General features: G+C 68.9%; 11 protein-coding genes. 6 read left to right on the top strand and 5 right to left on the bottom strand.

Annotated features, from left to right (window positions below):
* The first annotated feature begins 157 nt into the window (after positions 1 to 157).
* From Psi02_RS10750 to Psi02_RS10740, 3 genes are all read left to right on the top strand, one after another.
* Positions 158 to 3,244 (top strand): ExeM/NucH family extracellular endonuclease, encoded by a 3,087-nt coding sequence (locus Psi02_RS10750; RefSeq protein ID WP_203973324.1) that lies wholly within the window; start codon positions 158 to 160, stop codon positions 3,242 to 3,244.
* A 447-nt stretch (positions 3,245 to 3,691) separates the two neighbouring features.
* Positions 3,692 to 4,057 carry a hypothetical protein gene (locus Psi02_RS10745; RefSeq protein WP_203973323.1) on the top strand — a complete coding sequence of 122 codons (366 nt, stop codon included), beginning with the start codon at positions 3,692 to 3,694 and terminating at the stop codon, positions 4,055 to 4,057.
* A 20-nt stretch (positions 4,058 to 4,077) separates the two neighbouring features.
* On the top strand, positions 4,078 to 4,629 hold the full coding sequence (locus tag Psi02_RS10740; protein ID WP_203973322.1) for a hypothetical protein: 552 nt from the start codon (positions 4,078 to 4,080) through the stop codon (positions 4,627 to 4,629).
* Between the two features lie 171 nt (positions 4,630 to 4,800).
* On the opposite strand, the gene Psi02_RS10735 is transcribed toward Psi02_RS10740, so the two are convergent.
* The 4 genes from Psi02_RS10735 to Psi02_RS10720 all read right to left on the bottom strand — a co-directional run bounded on the left by Psi02_RS10735 (position 4,801) and on the right by Psi02_RS10720 (position 13,702).
* Complete coding sequence (locus Psi02_RS10735; RefSeq protein ID WP_203973321.1) at positions 4,801 to 7,575, bottom strand: helix-turn-helix transcriptional regulator; 2,775 nt, start codon at positions 7,573 to 7,575, stop codon at positions 4,801 to 4,803.
* Positions 7,575 to 8,255, bottom strand: a complete 681-nt coding sequence (locus tag Psi02_RS10730; RefSeq protein WP_203973320.1) for an alpha/beta fold hydrolase — start codon at positions 8,253 to 8,255, stop codon at positions 7,575 to 7,577. The genes Psi02_RS10735 and Psi02_RS10730 overlap by 1 nt, the downstream gene beginning before the upstream one ends.
* Positions 8,256 to 8,366: 111 nt before the next feature.
* Positions 8,367 to 10,616, bottom strand: a complete 2,250-nt coding sequence (locus Psi02_RS10725) for an ATP-binding protein (RefSeq protein ID WP_239094785.1) — start codon at positions 10,614 to 10,616, stop codon at positions 8,367 to 8,369.
* Positions 10,617 to 10,888: 272 nt separating this feature from the next.
* Entirely contained in the window at positions 10,889 to 13,702 is a 2,814-nt protein-coding gene (locus tag Psi02_RS10720) for a helix-turn-helix transcriptional regulator (protein ID WP_203973318.1), read from the bottom strand.
* A 191-nt stretch (positions 13,703 to 13,893) separates the two neighbouring features.
* On the opposite strand from Psi02_RS10720, the gene Psi02_RS10715 reads away from it, so the two are divergent.
* The 3 genes from Psi02_RS10715 (at position 13,894) to Psi02_RS10705 (ending at position 16,300) form a co-directional block, all read left to right on the top strand.
* On the top strand, positions 13,894 to 14,691 hold the full coding sequence (locus Psi02_RS10715) for an alpha/beta hydrolase (RefSeq protein WP_203973317.1): 798 nt from the start codon (positions 13,894 to 13,896) through the stop codon (positions 14,689 to 14,691).
* A 152-nt stretch (positions 14,692 to 14,843) separates the two neighbouring features.
* Entirely contained in the window at positions 14,844 to 15,845 is a 1,002-nt protein-coding gene (locus Psi02_RS10710) for an alpha/beta fold hydrolase (protein ID WP_203973316.1), read from the top strand.
* The gene (locus tag Psi02_RS10705) at positions 15,842 to 16,300 is read left to right on the top strand and encodes a cupin domain-containing protein (RefSeq protein WP_203973315.1); all 459 of its coding nucleotides are present in this window, start codon (positions 15,842 to 15,844) and stop codon (positions 16,298 to 16,300) included. The genes Psi02_RS10710 and Psi02_RS10705 overlap by 4 nt, the downstream gene beginning before the upstream one ends.
* A 319-nt stretch (positions 16,301 to 16,619) precedes the next feature.
* Here the strand turns inward: Psi02_RS10705 and Psi02_RS10700 are convergent, their stop codons facing one another.
* Positions 16,620 to 16,889 carry a hypothetical protein gene (locus Psi02_RS10700; protein WP_203973314.1) on the bottom strand — a complete coding sequence of 90 codons (270 nt, stop codon included), beginning with the start codon at positions 16,887 to 16,889 and terminating at the stop codon, positions 16,620 to 16,622.
* Positions 16,890 to 17,640: the final 751 nt, after the last annotated feature.

Here is a 17,640-nt window from a genome sequence, read left to right as displayed (position 1 = left end):
AACACGCTGTTCAGCTTCCGTCCGCACGCGATCCAAGATCGCCGCATAGCCTGCAACGTCGGCCCAAATGAGACACCGGGCCACAGCAAGCCAGCGACCCCATTTGGAGGTGCGGTCTTTGTCTGCGCCGCTTTTCCGGCGAGTCACCATCGCCGCATTGACACTATCCACAGCAGGCGTCGCCTGCTCGTTGTTCGCCGCCCCGGCGTCCGCCAGCCCGGCCGGGACCGGCCTGATCATCAGCGAGGCGTACGTCAACGGAGGCTCGTCCGGCGCGAGCTACCTCAACAAGTTCGTCGAGCTCTACAACCCGACGCCGAACGCCGTCTCCCTCACCGGCGACACCCTCCAGTACCGCGCGCCCACGAGCACCGTGGTCCCGAGCGGTTCGCAGGTGTTCCCGCTTTCCGGGACGGTCGCCGGCCACGGCCACTTCCTCATCCAGTTGCCGAGCAACAACGCGAGCACCAACCCGGGCTCGCCGCTGCCGACCCCCGATCTGAGCACAGGCGGGAGCGTCAACCCGGGCGCGGGAGGCGGCACGCTGTTCATCGCGGCCAGCACCTCGGGTGTGCTTCCCACCGACGGCACGGTGATCGACAAGATCGGCTGGGGAACCAGCAACTCTCCGGAGGCGAACGCTCCGACGGGTAACTCGCTGACCCTGAGCTACCAGCGCGCCGCGGACGGCGCGGACACCGATGACAACGCGGCCGACTTCCACGTCGCCGCTCCGAACCCCCAGAACGCCGCCTCCGACGCCGGGAACCCCGGTGGCGGCACCGGGACGATCACGGTCACGAGCCCCGGCGCGCAGAGCGCCGTCTCCGGCACGGCGATCACACCGATCGACCTGCAGGCCTCCGGCGGCACCGCGCCGTACACCTGGACGGCGACCGGACTGCCCGCCGGGCTGACGATCTCCTCGGACGGCACCGTCTCGGGTACTCCCACCTCGCCCGGCACGTCGTCGGTGACGGTGACCGCCGCCGACTCGACCGGTGCGACCGGTTCGGCGACCTTCACCTTCAAGGTCACCGAGGCCGCTTCGACCATCACCCCGATCGCGTCGATCCAGGGCACGAACACCGACACCTCGCCGTACAAGGGGCAGACCGTCACGACCGAGGGTGTCGTGACCGCTGTCTACGCGACCGGCGGCTTCAACGGCTTCTTCCTGGAGACCGGTGGCGCCGGCGGCACCAAGGCCGACGACAAGACCCCGGACGCCTCCGACGCGGTGTTCGTCTACGGGTCGGCGTCGGCCGGCCAGGTCACGATCGGCGACAGCGTCCAGGTGACCGGCGAGGTCACCGAGTTCCAGGGCGAGACCGAGATCCAGTCCCCGACGGTGACCAAGCTCGCCACCGCGCTGCCGGCCGTCGTCCCGGACCAGATCGCGTGGTCGGACCTGGCGACCGACGCCGCGAAGGAGGCGCACGAGGGTGAGCTGATCACCCCGCAGGGCGACTTCACGGTGTCGGACAACTACGACGCGAACTTCTACGGCTCCTTCACGCTGGCCGCGGGCGACAAGCCGCTGCGCCAGCCGACCGACGCCGGAACCGCGGGCAGCACCGAGGCGAAGGCCGTCGCGGCCGACAACGCCGCCCGGATGGTGACGCTCGACGACGGCTCCAGCACGAACTACAGCACCAGCAGCGCCCGCAACACTCCTCTGCCGTGGCTGACCACGACCCACCCGGTCACGGTGGGCTCGAAGGTCACCTTCCACGAGCCGGTGGTCCTCGAGTACCGGTTCTCGCTGTGGAACTTCCAGCCGAGGCAGCAGGTCACCGACGACGGTTCGGCCGTCGCCACCTTCAGCGACCTCCGTACCGGCAACCAGCGGCCGGCGGCCGTCAGTGGCGACATCCGCCTGGCCACGTTCAACGTCCAGAACTACTTCCCCATGACCGGCGAGGACTACGTCGCCAAGGGACTGGGCAGCTGCACGTACTACACGGACCGGCAGGGCAACCGGATCGCGGTCAACACGTGCACCGGCACCGACGGCGGCTCCGGCCCGCGCGGCGCGGCCGACGACGTCAACTTCGCCCGCCAGCAGGCGAAGATCGTCACCGGTATCAACCGGCTCGGCGCGAGCATCGTGTCGCTGGAGGAGGTCGAGAACTCCGCCAAGTTCGGTGAGCCGCGTGACACCGCGCTGGCCGGCCTCGTCGACGCGCTCAACGCGGCCGCCGGCTCGAACGTCTGGGCCTACGCGCCGACGCCGTCCACCGACAAGCTGCCGCCGCTGTCCCAGCAGGACGTCATCCGTACCGCCTTCATCTACAAGCCGGCCGACGTCACCCTGGTCGGAGCGTCGACCGTGCTGACCGGCGACTCCGGCCCCGGCCAGCCGTTCTCGATCGCCCGCCAGCCGCTGGCCCAGGGCTTCAAGAAGGCCGGCGCCACCGACAAGGACGCGTTCCTCGTCGTGGCCAACCACCTGAAGTCGAAGGGCGCCGGCACTCCGCTCTACGACGGCGACCTCGAGGACACCTCCTCCCCGGCGGTCGACCAGGGCGCGTTCAACGCGACCCGGGTCCGCCAGGCGCAGGATCTCTCGGTGTTCGCGTCGCAGGCGGCGTCGGGCCTCGGCACCGACCGGATCTTCCTGCTCGGCGACTTCAACGCTTACACGCACGAGGACCCGATGCAGGTCCTGTACGCCGCCGGCTACACCGACCTGGGCAGCACGTTCGACCCGTCGGAGTCGACGTACTCCTTCAACGGCCTGCAGGGCTCCCTCGACCACGTGCTGGCCAACGCGGCCGCGAAGGCGATGGCGACCGGCGCGGACGTGTGGCAGATCAACGCGCAGGAGTCCGTGGCCTACGGCTACAGCCGCTACAACTACAACGCCGCTCAACTGTTCAACGGCACCGACCCGTTCGCGGCCTCCGACCACGACCCGGTCATCGTCGGGCTGAACCTTCCGGTCACGCCCGTCGCGCCGGCCTGGAACGCCTCGAAGGTGTACAACAACGGCGACACGGTGACCTACCAGGGCTCGACCTGGCTGGCCATGTGGTGGACGCAGAACCAGAAGCCGGGCGACCCCAACGGCCCATGGGAGCAGATGGAGACCGCGGCCGACGGCACCGCCATCTGGACCCCGTCCCGGGTCTTCAACTCCGGCGACGTCGTCGTCTACAAGGACAAGAAGTACAAGGCGCAGTGGTGGACCCGTAACCAGGCGCCCGGCCAGCAGTACGGCCCCTGGCAGCCCATCAGCTGACCGGAGTCCGATGGAGATGGGGCCGCCTTCCGATGCAGATCGAAGGCGGCCCTGTCGCATACCAGGCCGACCGCGGACGCCTGCGATGGACTTCGAGATCCCGACTCCGCGTGGCGGCGTCGATCGCCCGGCTGCAGACTCGCGCCCGTACGCCAGAGGGCATCGGTGGGCCTCCGGACGTGCGCTTGACATGAGAAACGGCAGGTCACAGTCTTGGTTAGAGGACGTAGCACTGACCCGTCATCTCGCGGGTCGCCATGAGAAGCCTTGTGAGCCGCATTCAACGCGGGGGTCACGATGAGTTTGCTCACGACTTCTGCGGCGTCCATCCACCAACTGGGCGCCGCCGCTGCTCTCGTCGGCGGCCCATAGGGACTGCGCCCCAGCAAGACAGGTGATGCTGGGGCCAGGGAGCTGTGGAGCAGGTACGACGTCGCGGCGAACACGATGCTCGCCGGGGGCTGGCTGATCGAGCAGCACACCCTGAGGACGCAGCACCACCTCGATCAAGCGACGGACGACGCGGTCAGGCTCAAGGATCTCGCCGTCCTCGGATCCGCGCTCACGAACATCGCCACCATCGCCGCCGGCCGACTCGTAAAGCATGAGTTCCCACAGGGGCTGCCGCTGGACGCGGAGGGCAACCTCACGTCCGACTCCTCCCGGCGCGGGAGACGCTACTACCGCTGCTTCACGGCGATGAAGATGCTGAACCGAGTATTCGCGGCCGGTGCGATCGGTCTCACTCCCAGCGTGAACTTCAACATCTTGCGCTCCTACCGGCCCGGCACGATCTTCCGGCTGTTCACCTGACGAAACCGGCGGTGAGGACCGTGACGATCGCGCAGACCGCGACCGCTTCGATCGGCCGCCTCGGCCTGGCCGCCGCCGCGTTCGGCAAACCTACGCCCGGCCGTACCGGTGAGCGGCCCGAAGCCGCCGGTGGGCCCGCTGAGACGACTACTGACGCTCGGCCCGGCATGAGCGACTCCATCTACGATCTGCTCGTCAACGCCGCCATCGCGGTGGGATGGCTGAGTGAGCGAAGAACTCTTTACGGTCGGTCCCTGGACAAAGACGTGAGAGTCATGGTGACCGCCAAGGACGTGCTCGTCGCCTGTACGGTTCTCACCGGCGCCGCGGCCTTGGTCGGCAAGGTGCTCTCGCGACGCGAATCCCCGGCCGACCGGTCCGTCCCCGGGGAGGGGCACGCATCCGCTGATGCGGCCATCGACACCGAGGGCAACCGCCGTCATCCGCAATCGATGACCGAGCTCAACCGCGCCTTCGCCCTGCTCGCAGTGGCTTCTACCCCCTTCATCAACTTCGCGCTGTTCGACTCGTACCATCCCCACCCGCTGCGCAGCTTCTTCTCGCTCTGGTGACGGCTGTCTGCGCGGGCAGGATCCAGCCGGCCCGTCATGGCGGGGGCGTGCCGACCGTGTGCTCCAGCGCGACCATGGCGGTCTCCATCGCCTCCCGGAGCGTCACCCGGGTCCCGATCGAGGAACGTGCGGGGGCGTTCAGGCGAGGTGGACATTCCTGGTCTGCTTTGGTCAGGGCGCGTTTTGCAGGAGGGGAGCGAGTTTTCGGCGGGAGGTGATGTCGAGTTTTCGGAAGATCTTGTTGAGGTGGTATTCGATGGTCGAGGTGCTGAGGAACAGGCGGGCGGCGATTTCGCTGTTGGTGGCGCCGGAAGCGGCGAGGGTCGCGATCTGCTTTTCACGGGGGGTCAGGGCATTGGCGTTGGGGGCGGTTCGTTTGCGGGGGTGTTCGCCGGTCGCCGACAGTTCGGCTCGGGCTCGTTCGGCGAACGCCGCGGCGCCCATTCCCGTGAACATCTCGTAGGCAGTTCGCAGCTCCGGGCGCGCGTCGCTGCGGCGCTTGCGCCGCAGGAGCCACTCGCCGAACAGGAGGTGGCTTCGCGCGGTTTCGGTCGTGATCCGCGTGTGGCCGAGCAGCTCGATCGACTCGCGGTAGAGCCGCTCGGCGTGCTCGTCGTCGACCATCAGCGCCCTGCAGCGGGTGAGCAGGCCGAGGCCCCAGGCGGTGTCAGCGGCCAGGGCGCGCTCCTCCAGACGGGTGAGGGCCGCCTTCGCGGCGACGTGGTCGCCGCTCCGTACTCCTGCCTCGACGATCTCGTGCAACGATCTGGTGCCGGTGCCCGGCCTGTCGGCCTCGAATGACGGAAGGACGCAGGCCAGTGCTTCGGCGTAGCGGCCGAGGCTCAGCTCCAGCACTGCCATGCAGTTACTGGCGAAGTCGACGAGACCGACGGTCGAGCCGGTCCGCGCGGCGACCGCCAGCGCCCGTGTCTCGGCCTCTCTACCGCTCCATGCCAGGAGCTCGATCCGCTGGATGTCTCCGGAGGACGGCTGTCCGATCATGCTGGAGAGATCAGCGAGCTCGTCCTGCAGCGCGCCCGCCGCTGAGAACCGGCCCGCGCGCAGCTCCCACATGGATCCGACCATGAGTGTGGTCCGCAGAGCGCCCAGCGCTCCGTTCTCGCGATCGAAGGCTTCGAGCCGCTTCCACGCCCGCCATCCTCCCTCGTCGTCCCACACGTCTTCGGACGCGAACATGCTGACCGCCGCCAGCGGCAGGCCGTCCTCCGCGAGGCTTCCGTCCGTGTGCAGGGCTTCCAGCGCGCCGCGCAGCAACGGCACGGCGGGCCGGTGGCCGACGGCGATGCGTGTGGCGTAGGCGTTGAGCAGGAGGTCGGAGAAGGTCGGCTCCGTCGACTCCATCGCAGGTGACGCCAGCACCGCGCGAGCGAGGCCCTGCGGGGTGACTCCGACGGAGCGGTCGTATGTGATCAGAGCCACCTGGAGTGCTTCGAACATCATTTTCCGCGACAGACGAGGATCCAGGTCGGCGATCGACTCGGCGGCCTCCAGGAGAATCGCAGGGGCGGCGGCGACCCGGCCGAGGTACAGCTCGGCCGTCGCCCTTATCTGCCGCGCACGGGCGCGCAGCACGGGACGGTCCAGACCGGGCTCGGCACGGCCGAGCATCTCCCGCGCCGCGACCGACTCTCCGACCACGACGTAGGCGTGTGCGGCTGCGACGAGCCGCGCGGCCTGATCGCGGGCATCGGGAGTGAGCTCCGCCGCGCGGGACAGGAAGGCGGCCTGTTCCGCGTGGCCGCCGCGGGAACGTGCGTGCTCCGAGGCTCTTTCGAGCTCCGCCGCGACCTCTTCGTCGAGGCCGATCGTGGCGTGCGCGCGATGCCACGCGCGGTGGTCCCGGTCGCGATCCGGATCGCTCACGGCGGCGAGGGCGGCGTGGATGCTACGCCGCTCCACCGCGTCGGCGCCCCGGTAGACGGCGGAGCGGATCAACGGATGCCGGAAGTCCAGGGAGTCGTGGTGGGTTAGAACGCCCGCGGACAGCGCGGTGTCCGCCGCGCTCGCGGCGATCCCCAGGTGACCGGCGGCCCGCCAGAGCAGCGACTGGTCTCCGGGCGGCGCGGCGGCGACGACGAGGAGCAGGGTCCGGGTATCCGCGGGGAGGGACTGGATCTGCTGCAGGAAATGTGTTTCGAGGAGCGGGCCGACCGGGAGAGGGCTGGGCAAGGGGGCACGGCCCGACAACTGCTCAGCGGTGAGCGTGCGGGCGAGCTCGATCAACGCCAGCGGGTTGCCGCCGGTGCCGGTGACGATCTTCGCGGCCACCGCGTCGTCGAGACGTCCGGCGACGCTCGTCGACAGCAGCCTCCCGGCATCGCGATCGGGCAGCCCGGACACCGCCATGACGGGTAGCCCGTCGAAGAGGGCCGAACCGTCAGAGCGGGGGCGGGTGGCGAACAGGAGCCCCACGGCTTCGGCATGGAGGCGGCGAGCGACGAACGCCAAGGCTCCGGCCGATTCCCGGTCCAGCCACTGCACGTCGTCCACCACGCACAGCAGGGGCTGGACCGAGGCGGCATCGGCGAGAAGCGTGAGAGCCGCCATGCCGACGAGGTACCGGTCGGCCGCGACTCCGGCCACCTGGCCGAACGCCGAGCGCAACGCGTCGCGCTGCGGGGTGGGAAGGCTCTCGATACGAGGCGACCAGGGGCGCAGGAGGCGGTGCAACGCGGCGAAGCCGAGATGCACCTCGGACTCCACACCGGCGATCCTGACGACGCGGACGTCCGGACAACCCGTCGCGGCCTGGTCGAGGAGCCGGGTCTTGCCGGTCCCAGGTTCGCCGACCAGTACCAGCACGCCACTCAGCCCTTCCCGGACGCCGGCCACAAGGCCAGTCAGGACGTGTTGTTCCTCGATGCGGCCGATGAGCGGCCGGTCGCGGGCGCCGACCGGCAGGCCCAGGCTCATGACGGCCGTCATCAGGCGGCTGCCTGGCGGATGAGGTCGGCGACCGCGGCGGGCTGGGAGACGTGGACGGCGTGGCTGCCGATCGCCTCCACGACGAACGATCCGGCGCGTTCGGCCATGACGCGCTGGACCGGCGGCGGAATCATGCGGTCCTCGGTGGCGACGAGGTACCAGCTGGGCCTGTGCCGCCAGGCCGGCTCGTTGACCACCCCGGCGAGGGCGTCCACGCCCCAGGGGACCTGCGTGTCGGCCATGAACGCGGCCAGTTGTGCGGGCAGATCTGCGGCGAACGCGCCGTGGAACTTGTCACGGTCGAGATAGAGGAAGCCGTCGCGCGGAGGCAGGATCGGCGGCACCGGCGCCCCGGGCGGCGGGTCGGCGATGAGGGTGCCGACCGACTCGCCCTTGTCGGGGGCGAATGCGGCGATGTAGACCAGCGCCGCCACGTTGGGGTGCGTACCGGCTTCGCTGATGACGGCCCCGCCGTAGGAGTGGCCGACCAGGACGGCCGGGCCGTCGAGCGCGTCGAGCACTTGGCGGGTCGCTGCGACGTCACCGTCGAGCGACAGCGTCGGGTTCTGCACCATCCGGACGCGGAAACCGTCCGTGGCGAGCTCGTCGTAGACGCCCTGCCAACCGGATCCGTCCACGAAGGCGCCGTGCACGAGCACGACGTTCTTGATTGTCGTCATGGTCGCTCCTGACGTGGATGGACGGACAGGCTTGACGCCTGTCCTGTGCGTTCAATCCAAGTCGCGCGGAAGGAACCAGACCATGCACAACAGCAGGAAGAAGTTCCACACTCAACCGGCTTTCGGCGGCTGAGGAGAAGCGGCCGCAAGGTCGCGGCAGCGGCTGCTCGCCTCGGCGTCGTCGATGGCCTCGTACACCTCGGCCGCCCGCGCGTAGGCATGGCGGCTCTCGCCGGTCCGGCCCTCGTCGGCCAGCAGGGCCGCCAGTGTCTCCAGGGAGCGTGCCTGCGGGACGGGCAGCTGAGCCTGCTCCATGAGGCCGATCGCCTCGGTGAGCTTGGTGATCGCTTCGGCCAGGTAGCCGAGCAGTCCCAGACATTCGCCGATGCGGGCAAGCACGATCGGCCGGTTGAACGCCGCGACGCTCGGCGTTATCCCCGAGCGGTCGTCGTTCATCAGGGCCAGCACGTCGAGGTACTGCTCCAGTGCCTTGGTGTGATCTCCGGCGTCGAGAAGGCAGGTGCCGAGACTGCCGAGACAGTGGCAGTACCGGTCCATGTCGCCGTTGGCCTTGTGGATCTGCGCCGCCTGGGTTTCCGCCGCGATGGCCTCATCGAGCCGGCCGAGCCGTCGGAGCGCGCCTCCCGCGTGGTGGTGGGCCGAGGCGATCTGCGTCGTGGCGCCACTGCGGGTCGCCAGGTCGATCGCCCGGGCTGTGTACCGCAGTGCGGTCTCCGGGTCGTCTCGCGGCACCAGATGGGCCCAGGCCAGCAAGTTCATCTGCGTGGCCTGGCGGGCCGGATCGCCCAGGGCGGCGGCGGCCTCCGCACCGAAGGTGAAGACCTCCTGCCAGTACGGCACGTGCATCCACCGGTCGGAGAACCAGTACATCGACTCGGCGCAGTCGAGAACGGCGGAGTGCAGGCCGCTGCTCGCCGCGTGGCGCAGCGCGCCCAGCCAGTTGTCCACGTTCACGCGCAGCCAGTGGTCGGCCTGCTCCGGGGAGGAAAGTTCGGCGAGATCGGCGTCGGGCCGGGACGGACGCCCGTAGGCGGGTTCGAACCACCGCCCTGCGGTGGTGGCCATCCGCAACAGCCACGACGTCATCCTGCCGCTGAGCGCATCACGCTCGGCCGAGGTGTCCTCCTCCCGAAACCGGTCGCGGGCGAACAGCCGGACCAGGTCATGGAAGCGGTACCGGCCCGACGCGCCGTCCTGCAGCAGACCGAGGTCGACGAGCTCGTCAAGGGCATCCCAGGCATCCTCGACCGAAATCCCGCCGGCGACCGCGGCCAGAGCGGCGTCGAAGTCCCGGCCCGGCACCAGAGCGAGCCGGCGGAAGACCCGCCGCGCGGACGCCGCGAGCTGCTCATACGACATCCCGAACGCATTAGCGATCTTCAGATCGCCCGCGCTGAGCTGCTCAAGACGGCGCTCCTCGTTCGCCAGCCGGGCGACGAGCTCGGCGGCGCTCCAGCCGGGACGGCTGACCAGCCGGTTCCCGATGATCCGCAACGCCAGAGGCAAGCCGCCGCACAGCTGCGCGAGCTGCGTCAGCGCCGGTTCGCCGTCCGATGCGGAGCGGTCGCCCAGAATCCCGGTCAGCAGTTCGGTGGCCTCCGCCACGGGCAGGGGTCCCAGGCTGAGCCTGCGCACCCCCTCCAGGCCGGCCAGCAGTCGGCGGCTGGTGATCAGGACCCGGCCGTGGCCGCCACTCGGCAGCAATGGCCGGATCTGCTCCTCGGAGGCGGCGTTGTCGAGCACGACCAGAACGCGCTTCCCCTCAAGCAACGACCGGTACAAGGAGGCACGATCGGGGACGTCATTGGGTACTTCGTGATCCGCGACGCCGAGCGCACGAAGCAGCAGCGCCAGAGCCTCCCCGGCGGCGACGGGGTGCGGGGACATGCCGAACAGATCGAGGAAGAACACCCCGTCCGGGAAATCGGTCCGCAGGGCATGGGCGGCACGAACGGCGAACGTGGTCTTCCCCAGACCGGCAGATCCGGTGAGCAGCCCGACGCCGGCCGTCCCCGGCGAGTTGTCGGCGTGAACGAGATCGTTCGTCCAGGCCAGCTCCGCGGCCCGGCCAGTGAAGTCGCCGACGGATCGGGGGAGCGCGCACAGACCGGCCGGGCGCGTCCAGTGATCCCGGAGGCGGCCGTCCCGCGCCAGTTCGACGAGCTGTTCACGGAAGCTCTCATCGAGAGCGAGTGCGTCCGCGATGGCGGTGACGGTCCGGTGCTGAGGTCCTCTGCTGCGTCCCCGCTCCATGTTGGAGAGACTTCGGGCACTGACCCCCGAGGCTTCGGAGAGCTGTTCCAACGTGAGACGCGCCGCGTGCCGATGGCGGCGCAGCACCTCCGCGAAGCTGAGTGGATCGGTGATGGGGACCACTCCTTCTCAGCTGTGGGTCCATGACCCACGAAGGCCATCACGGAGGCGTCGATCAACCACGAGCACCACAGGCGAGTCGTGCGCCGGCGCCGACAGCTTGTGCAACACCGACATCGCATAGCGCAGCGGCCGGTCGCGTGAACCGACAATCCTCGATCAATCGAAGCACCCGGCGCCCGACCTGGACACTAGGGACGATCCCTAGTCGTCGGTCCCAGGGTTGCGCCGGGCGAGGCTCACGGAGAGCGAAGGGCTTCGGAGAGCTGGCGGCGGGAGGAGATACCGAGCTTGGCGTAGATACGGGACAGGTGGTATTCGACCGTCTTCTGGCTGACGTAGAGCTCCGCTGCGGCTTCCTGGTTCGTCCGTCCGCTCGCGATGATGTGTGCCACAGAGAGCTCGCGTTCCGTCAGCGCCGACAGCCGGCTGGGATCCCTTTCGAAGGCCGTGAGCCCGCTCGCAGACATATCGGCTTCGCACCGCCGGACGAACGGCACGGCGCGCAGCGTGCTGAAACGGCCGTGAGCCTTGTGGAGCCACGCTGCCGCTTCCCGTCGCGACGTGGAACCGGTGGCCAGGAGAAGCCTTCCGTAGGCCTGTTCCACGATGGCCCGGTAAAGGGGCGCGGTGTCGGTGTCCGCGTCGGCGGCGACGGCCTGCTCATAGATCGCGAGGGCGTCGTGCGGACGGCCCTGGGCTTCGGCGAGCTGACCGCCGAGTCTGGCGACGACGACCCCGAGATAGCCATCGCCGTCGTAGGCCGCCCGCAGTTCACGCAGTGCCACCGCTGCGGCGTCCACCCTCCCGGTGCCGGTCAGCGCCTCGATGAGCAGCGACTGCTGCCACAGCCAGAAGGGCTTGTCCCGCAGGCGGAACCCGCCGTCTTCGGCCGTCCCGTCGAGCAGCGGCCGGAGCGAGCGCAGCAAGGCCGGGTAGTCGGCCCTGGCCTGTGCCACGGTCGCAGCCGCCAGGGACGAGTAGACGATCTCGGCTGCCGAGTCGAGGGACTGCGCGATCCGCGCCAGGTCGTCGAGGTGTCGCTGTGCGATGTCCCACTCGCCCCGGCCGGCCTTGACGCAGACGGCCGCGAAACGGGCCGGGGCCTCGCCCGCCAGCTGGTCTTGGGACGACGCGACGGCCAGGGCCCGCTCCGCGGTGGACTCGCTCTCGTCCCAGTCGCCGGCGACGTAGTGGACGACGGACAGAAGGGAGATCGTCAGCGGGCCGAACTTGGATCCGGCCCCCTGCTGGTCGCGTTGCGCCACGATCTGGAGATCAGCGCGCGCCGCGGAGAGCTCGCCCAGGAACAGACGCAGGACGCCGCGCGTGGCCAGCGTGTCGAGATTGTGGTTGCCCACCGTGGTGCCCTGGACCGGCAGATACGCGAGGTCCCGCAATGCCGCGCGCGGACCTTCGTGCCAGAGCCGGCCGGTCGCCAGGGCCGCGCGGGTGAAGTCGGTCGTCGCCGGGTCGAGATCGCCTATCGCCAGGGTGCGGCGGGCGATCTCCACCGTCTCGGCGCCCCGCCCGCGCCAGAGCATGATGTTGGTCAGGAAGGTGCCGGCCAGTACGGCGACCCATCCGGGCTTCGGGAGCGACAGGGCCTCCTGCCATGCCTGGGTGAGGTGCGCCTCGGCGGTGGCGAACCGGCCCGCCATCATGTCCAGGGTCCCCAGGACGCAGCTGCGCAGCGGCCCCGGCGAGCAGTCCTCGACCTGCTGCCGCAGGTTCGCGGCCCACCCGGGCTGCATGGTGAGCAGCGACTGGGCACAGGCGGTGAGGAGCCGTCGTTCGCGATCCGCGCGGTCGGCCGACAGAGACGAGGCCCACAGCAGGCGGGTGGCGGCCACGGCGTTGCGTCCGCTCGCCGCCTCTTCCATTCCGGACCGGTCGAGCTCGTCGGAGAGCCGGGCGTCGGTGGTCGCGGCAGCCGCGACCCGATGGGCCCAACTGGCGGCCGTCCCCACGAGCGCAGCCGCCCCGGCATGCAGGGAGCGACGCCGTTCAGGGGCGAGCGAGTCATAGATCGTGTCGCGCTGGAGCGCGTGCACCAGGGCGACGGGGCTCTGAGGTTCCTTGGGCCACCACAGCGCGAGCCCGGCGGCCAGAGCAGGCCCGAGCGCGCGCGCCGGGTCCGGGAGGTCGGCGAGCCGACCGACAGCCGACAGCGGAACCTGCGCGTCCAGCACCGCCATCGCCTCCAGGAGATCACGGGACTCCTGTGGGAGACGGTCCAGTTGCGCCCTGATCCCGACCTGAAGCGATCGCGGGACGGGCCAGCGCTCCAGCACGCCGTCGCGCAGCACGTCGGCGGGAATCTCCGCCAGCACCGTCCGGACGTACAGCGGGTGCCCCCGGGTGTAGGCGTACAGCCGGTCGGCCAGGCCCGGCGCCAACCGGCCTTCGATCAGGGCCTGCGCCAGCTGCGCGATCTCGCCGCCGCCGAGACCGCCCAGATCGACCTTCACCGTCCGCTCCGACGACCGCAGCAGCCTCTCCAGCGTTTCGCCGGACGCTTCCGCTTCCGGCCGGATCACCAGAATCGTCAGAACCCGGTCCGCCCAGAGACGGCGCAGAACGAAGCCCAGCAGCTGGACCGACAACCGGTCCGCCCACTGGACGTCGTCCACGATCACAGCGACGGGGTTCCCGGACTCCTGCAACGCGCCCAGCAGGAGCAGCAACTGCCCGCCGACCACGTGCGGATTCGTCCCCGCGGGCGGACTCTCGGCCAGCAAGGGGAACTGTTTCAGCACCGCTCGTTCCACATGCCGGGTCAGCTGTCCGATCACGCCGTAGGGCAGGTCGGCCTCCGATGGGTCGCCGATCGCCCGGAGGACCGTGAAGTCGTCCAGTGACGCGGCGAACCTGCGCACGAGGGCGCTCTTGCCGATCCCCGCCTCACCCTCGATGACGGCCAGCCAGGAGTCACCTGCCCTGACCTTGCCCGCACAGTACCGAAGCCGGTCGGACTCACGCGCACGCCCGACGAACAACTCGTCCACCGCATCAGGGTCCACGTGCCCGAACCCCCCAGTGCCAGTCGTCACGGAGCGCTGCTTGTCACCTCCGACATGAGCATTCCGCCGGAAACCGGGCGGAAGACCTCATGCGCTCCGAAGTTAGGAAACCACATCGCCTCTGGCAAGCGACGTGGGGGGACTGTGGTCTTTCCCTGATACGAAGCCTCCGGTGCCGGTGTTCTCCTGCTGCGACAGACAAGAACACATTTGGAGGCACCATGACGACACCGATCCCCGTCATCTTCATCCACGGCCTGTGGCTGCACGCCACGTCGTGGACCCCCTGGATCGAGATGTTCGGCGACGCGGGCTACGCGCCGTCCGCCCCTGGCTGGCCGGGCGACCCCGATACGGTGGCCGAGGCACGCGAGAACCCCGAAAGCATCGCCGACCATGGCATCGACGACGTCGTGGAACACTTCGCCGGGATCATTCGCACTCTGGACACCCCGCCGATCCTCGTCGGCCACTCCTTCGGTGGAATGATCGCGCAGAAGCTGCTCGGACAGGACCTGGCCCGCGCCGCCGTTGCGATCGACGCCGCGCAGATCAAGGGCGTCCTGCCGCTCCCGCTGTCCGCGCTGCGCGCCACGCTGCCGGTGTTCAAGAACCCCGCCAACAAGCACCGTGCGGTCTCACTGACCGCTGAGCAGTTCCGGTTCGCGTTCGGCAACGCCATCTCCGAGGCCGAGTCGGACACGCTGTACGAGAGATGGACGATCCCCGCACCTGGCAAGCCGCTGTTCGAGGCGGCCGCCGCCAACTTCAACCCGCACTCACCAGCCAAGGTCGACACCGCCAACCAGGGACGCGGCCCGCTGCTGCTGATGACCGGCGGCAAGGACCACACCGTCCCGGAGACCGTCGTCCGCGCGACACTCAAGCAGTACCGGCACTCTGACGCCGTCACCGACATCACCGCATTCCCCGACCGGGGTCACTCGCTGACCATCGACGCGGGCTGGCGCGACGTCGCCGACACCACGCTGACCTGGCTGCGCCGGCAGTCCCTGTAGGACCGTCCCGCTCCTTCAAGAGGATCCGCCATGGATCTTGGACTGACCGGCAGGACCGTGATCGTCACCGGCGCCGGCTTCACCATCGACGGCGGTCTCGTCAGCACGCTCTGACGTCGACCGCTCACCATCTCTTCACCCTGGAGCCATCGATGCTTCCCTCCCTCAGCTTGTCCAGACCGCGCGGTCTGGCGCTGCTCGCCGTGGCCGCGGCCGTCGGACTGGCATCCGTCGTCGTCACCGGGCCGGTGAGCGCCGCTTCGCCGACGTCCGCCCGCTCCGTGAAGGAGCAGATGCCCGCCGGATTCTCAGAACACAAGGTGCAGGCCGGCTCGGTCGGCATCGACTACGTGATCGGCGGCCACGGACCGACTCTGGTCCTGATCCACGGATACCCGCAGACCTGGTACGAGTGGCGGCACATCATGCCGGCCCTGGCCGAGCATTACACGGTCATCGCCCCCGACCTGCCCGGCGCCGGACGCAGCGACGCCCCGGCGGCCGGCTACGACAAGAAGACGATGGCCGCGGAACTGCACGCGCTGCTGGTCCGACTCGGACGGGACAAGGATCTCCGCATCGTCGGGCACGACATCGGCACGATGGTCGCGTACTCCTATGCCGCCGCGCATCCGGCGGACGTGCGGAAACTGGTACTCAGCGAGGCGCCGATCCCCGATCCCGGCATCTACTCCTTCCCGTCACTGACCGCGGACGGTCCCGGCGCGTGGCACTTCGGCTTCTTCGCACTCGCCAACGGCCTGCCCGAAGACCTCATCAGTGGCCGCGAGACCGTGTGGACCGGCAAATTCATCGAGAATCTCGAGGTCAAGCGGGGCGCCGTCACGCCGGACGATGTTTCGGTCTTCGCCGGCTACCTGCGGGACAAGGCGCACCTGAAGGCGAGCCTCGCGTGGTTCCGTACGTTGCCGCAGGACATGGTGGATAACGCCGTCTACCGCAAGCACAAGCTCACCATGCCCGTGCTCGCGATCGGCGCTTCCGGCAGCCTCGGTTCCTCCGTGCCCGACCAGGTGAAGCGGTACGCGAAGAACGTCACCGGCGTCGTCGTCCCCGATTCCGGCCACTGGCTCTACGAGGAGCAACCGGCCAAGATGACCCACATCCTCCTCGACTTCCTGAGGTCCTCATGATCACCCCACGCAACGCCACGGAGCCGTTCTGGTTCCTCGGCGGACAGGCCCGCGTCTTGGTGCCCGGACACGCCACGAACGGCTCCCTCTCGGTCATGGAGTTCACGGACGCGGCCGGCCACGCGCCGCCGCTCCACATCCACGAGGACGAGGAGGAGGTCTGGATCGTCCTGGACGGAAAGGTGACCTTCTTCGTCGGCGACCAGCGGTTCGATCTGGAACCCGGCCAGGCGGCACACGGCCCGCGCGGCGTCGCACACAGCTACCTGGTCCGCACCAAGACCGCCCGCCTCGCCGCCGTCTTCTCCCCCTCTCGCGTCGAAGACTGGTTCACGGCCAACGGTTCACCCGTCACCGGCGTCGCTGAGGCCCCGGCCCCCTTCGACATCGAGGCGATCATCGCCTCTGCCGAGTCCTACCACGTGCGAGTCGCCGGGCCGCCCCCCGTCGGCTAGGCACTGCCACGCCGCCACGCTCGCGTGGGCGCCCTGGTGGTGTGATCGCGAGTTGGACATGGGGCTCTGGGAGACTGCTCCCGGGGCCCCTTCGTCGTTCCATGAGCTTCCGCAACCCTTCCGGATCATGGTTCGCGACCTGGGGAAACAGGCCATGATCCATTCCGGACATATTCCGGGACCAGCGACAAACGGCGGCTCGCGGTGACCTACGGCCGCATTCCCCTGGAAGGTAAAAGCACCCCGTAGGGCCTCTGAGCTGGCAAAATCCCTGGTGGCAGGTGCAAGGTTCGAACTTGAGACCGGCCGAGGCGTCCGATCATGCGCGGTCCACGAACGAGCGCGCCTCCTCTTCACCAAAGCCGGTTTCACCCCGAACGAGAAGCACAGCCTGCTCGTACCGTCCCTGAGATTTCAGACCGCGAACCTTCGTTGCAAGATCGAAAGAGCCGTGCGAAACGCTGCCGTCGAACGGTCTGCGCGCTCTCGCGACCCTCCCACTCACGAAGATGACGAAGCCGATGAAACAGCCGGCTAGCACGAGGACTAAAGCAATGATTACGAGCTCAGGCGCACCTATACCGGCCATGCGGCCGATCGTATTGATCTGGAGGAGGCGTGCCAATACCAGCGCTCACCGTCATGCGCGGACTCGCACACTCTTCCCCTGCCCTGATCTCCGGTCTGCCGGGCTCTGCCTGGGTCGATGACAGGCGAGCGATCAGGACCTCCACCTCAGCCGGCTACGGCCCCGCCATGCTGCGCGGGCGTCCCTCTCTCGGAGCTTGAGCGCCCCGAGGTCTTCCCGGCACTTCCCCGCCTCTCACTCTCTCTCGGGCGTCCGCCGAGGACCAGTAGACATGGGGCCACGGTGGTAATCGGGAACAAAAAGGACGAAGCGATCGGCTGCCATTAAGAAAACACCAAAGAAAAGGTGGAGTCACCAGCAGGCGTTTACTGCTCGACTGCGCGGCAACCAAGGCAATGCGAGACGCATCGTACTGGACGGTCAATGCCGATAGCTTCCCTGTGAATCTGGAGCACGCTGGAAGTCCAGGACGACATGTCCTTTCAAGGGGAAATTCAGTTGCCCAAGCCCAGCAGCCTTCTCAGTGCCTTTGCGATCAGTGCCGTATTGAGCACAGGTGCCGTCGCCCTGGGGGGCACCATCGCTGCCACCTCCGCCAGTGCGGCCGTCGAAAGCGCCCCGGATCACTCAGTCGTTTCCACGCCAGGTTCGACCAGGAACTCGAACAAGAACCACAACAGGCACAAACAGCGTCAACACGGGCGCCAGCATGAGCGCCAGGATCAGCATCTACTGCGCGACTTCACTGACG

Source organism: Planotetraspora silvatica, assembly GCF_016863315.1.
Lineage (GTDB): Bacteria > Actinomycetota > Actinomycetes > Streptosporangiales > Streptosporangiaceae > Planotetraspora > Planotetraspora silvatica.
Note: the sequence above shows the minus strand (reverse complement) of the source record. Positions and strands in the feature narration are given on the sequence as shown.

What these genes read in the sequence shown, in the direction of transcription:
- Psi02_RS10745 (WP_203973323.1), top strand. Translation starts at nt 3,692, where the DNA reads ATGCTCGCCGGGGGCTGGCTGATCGAGCAGCACACCCTGAGGACGCAG.
- Psi02_RS10735 (WP_203973321.1), bottom strand. Translation starts at nt 7,575, where the DNA reads ATGACGGCCGTCATGAGCCTGGGCCTGCCGGTCGGCGCCCGCGACCGG.
- Psi02_RS10730 (WP_203973320.1), bottom strand. Translation starts at nt 8,255, where the DNA reads ATGACGACAATCAAGAACGTCGTGCTCGTGCACGGCGCCTTCGTGGAC.
- Psi02_RS10715 (WP_203973317.1), top strand. Translation starts at nt 13,894, where the DNA reads ATGACGACACCGATCCCCGTCATCTTCATCCACGGCCTGTGGCTGCAC.
- Psi02_RS10710 (WP_203973316.1), top strand. Translation starts at nt 14,844, where the DNA reads ATGCTTCCCTCCCTCAGCTTGTCCAGACCGCGCGGTCTGGCGCTGCTC.
- Psi02_RS10705 (WP_203973315.1), top strand. Translation starts at nt 15,842, where the DNA reads ATGATCACCCCACGCAACGCCACGGAGCCGTTCTGGTTCCTCGGCGGA.
- Psi02_RS10700 (WP_203973314.1), bottom strand. Translation starts at nt 16,889, where the DNA reads ATGGCCGGTATAGGTGCGCCTGAGCTCGTAATCATTGCTTTAGTCCTC.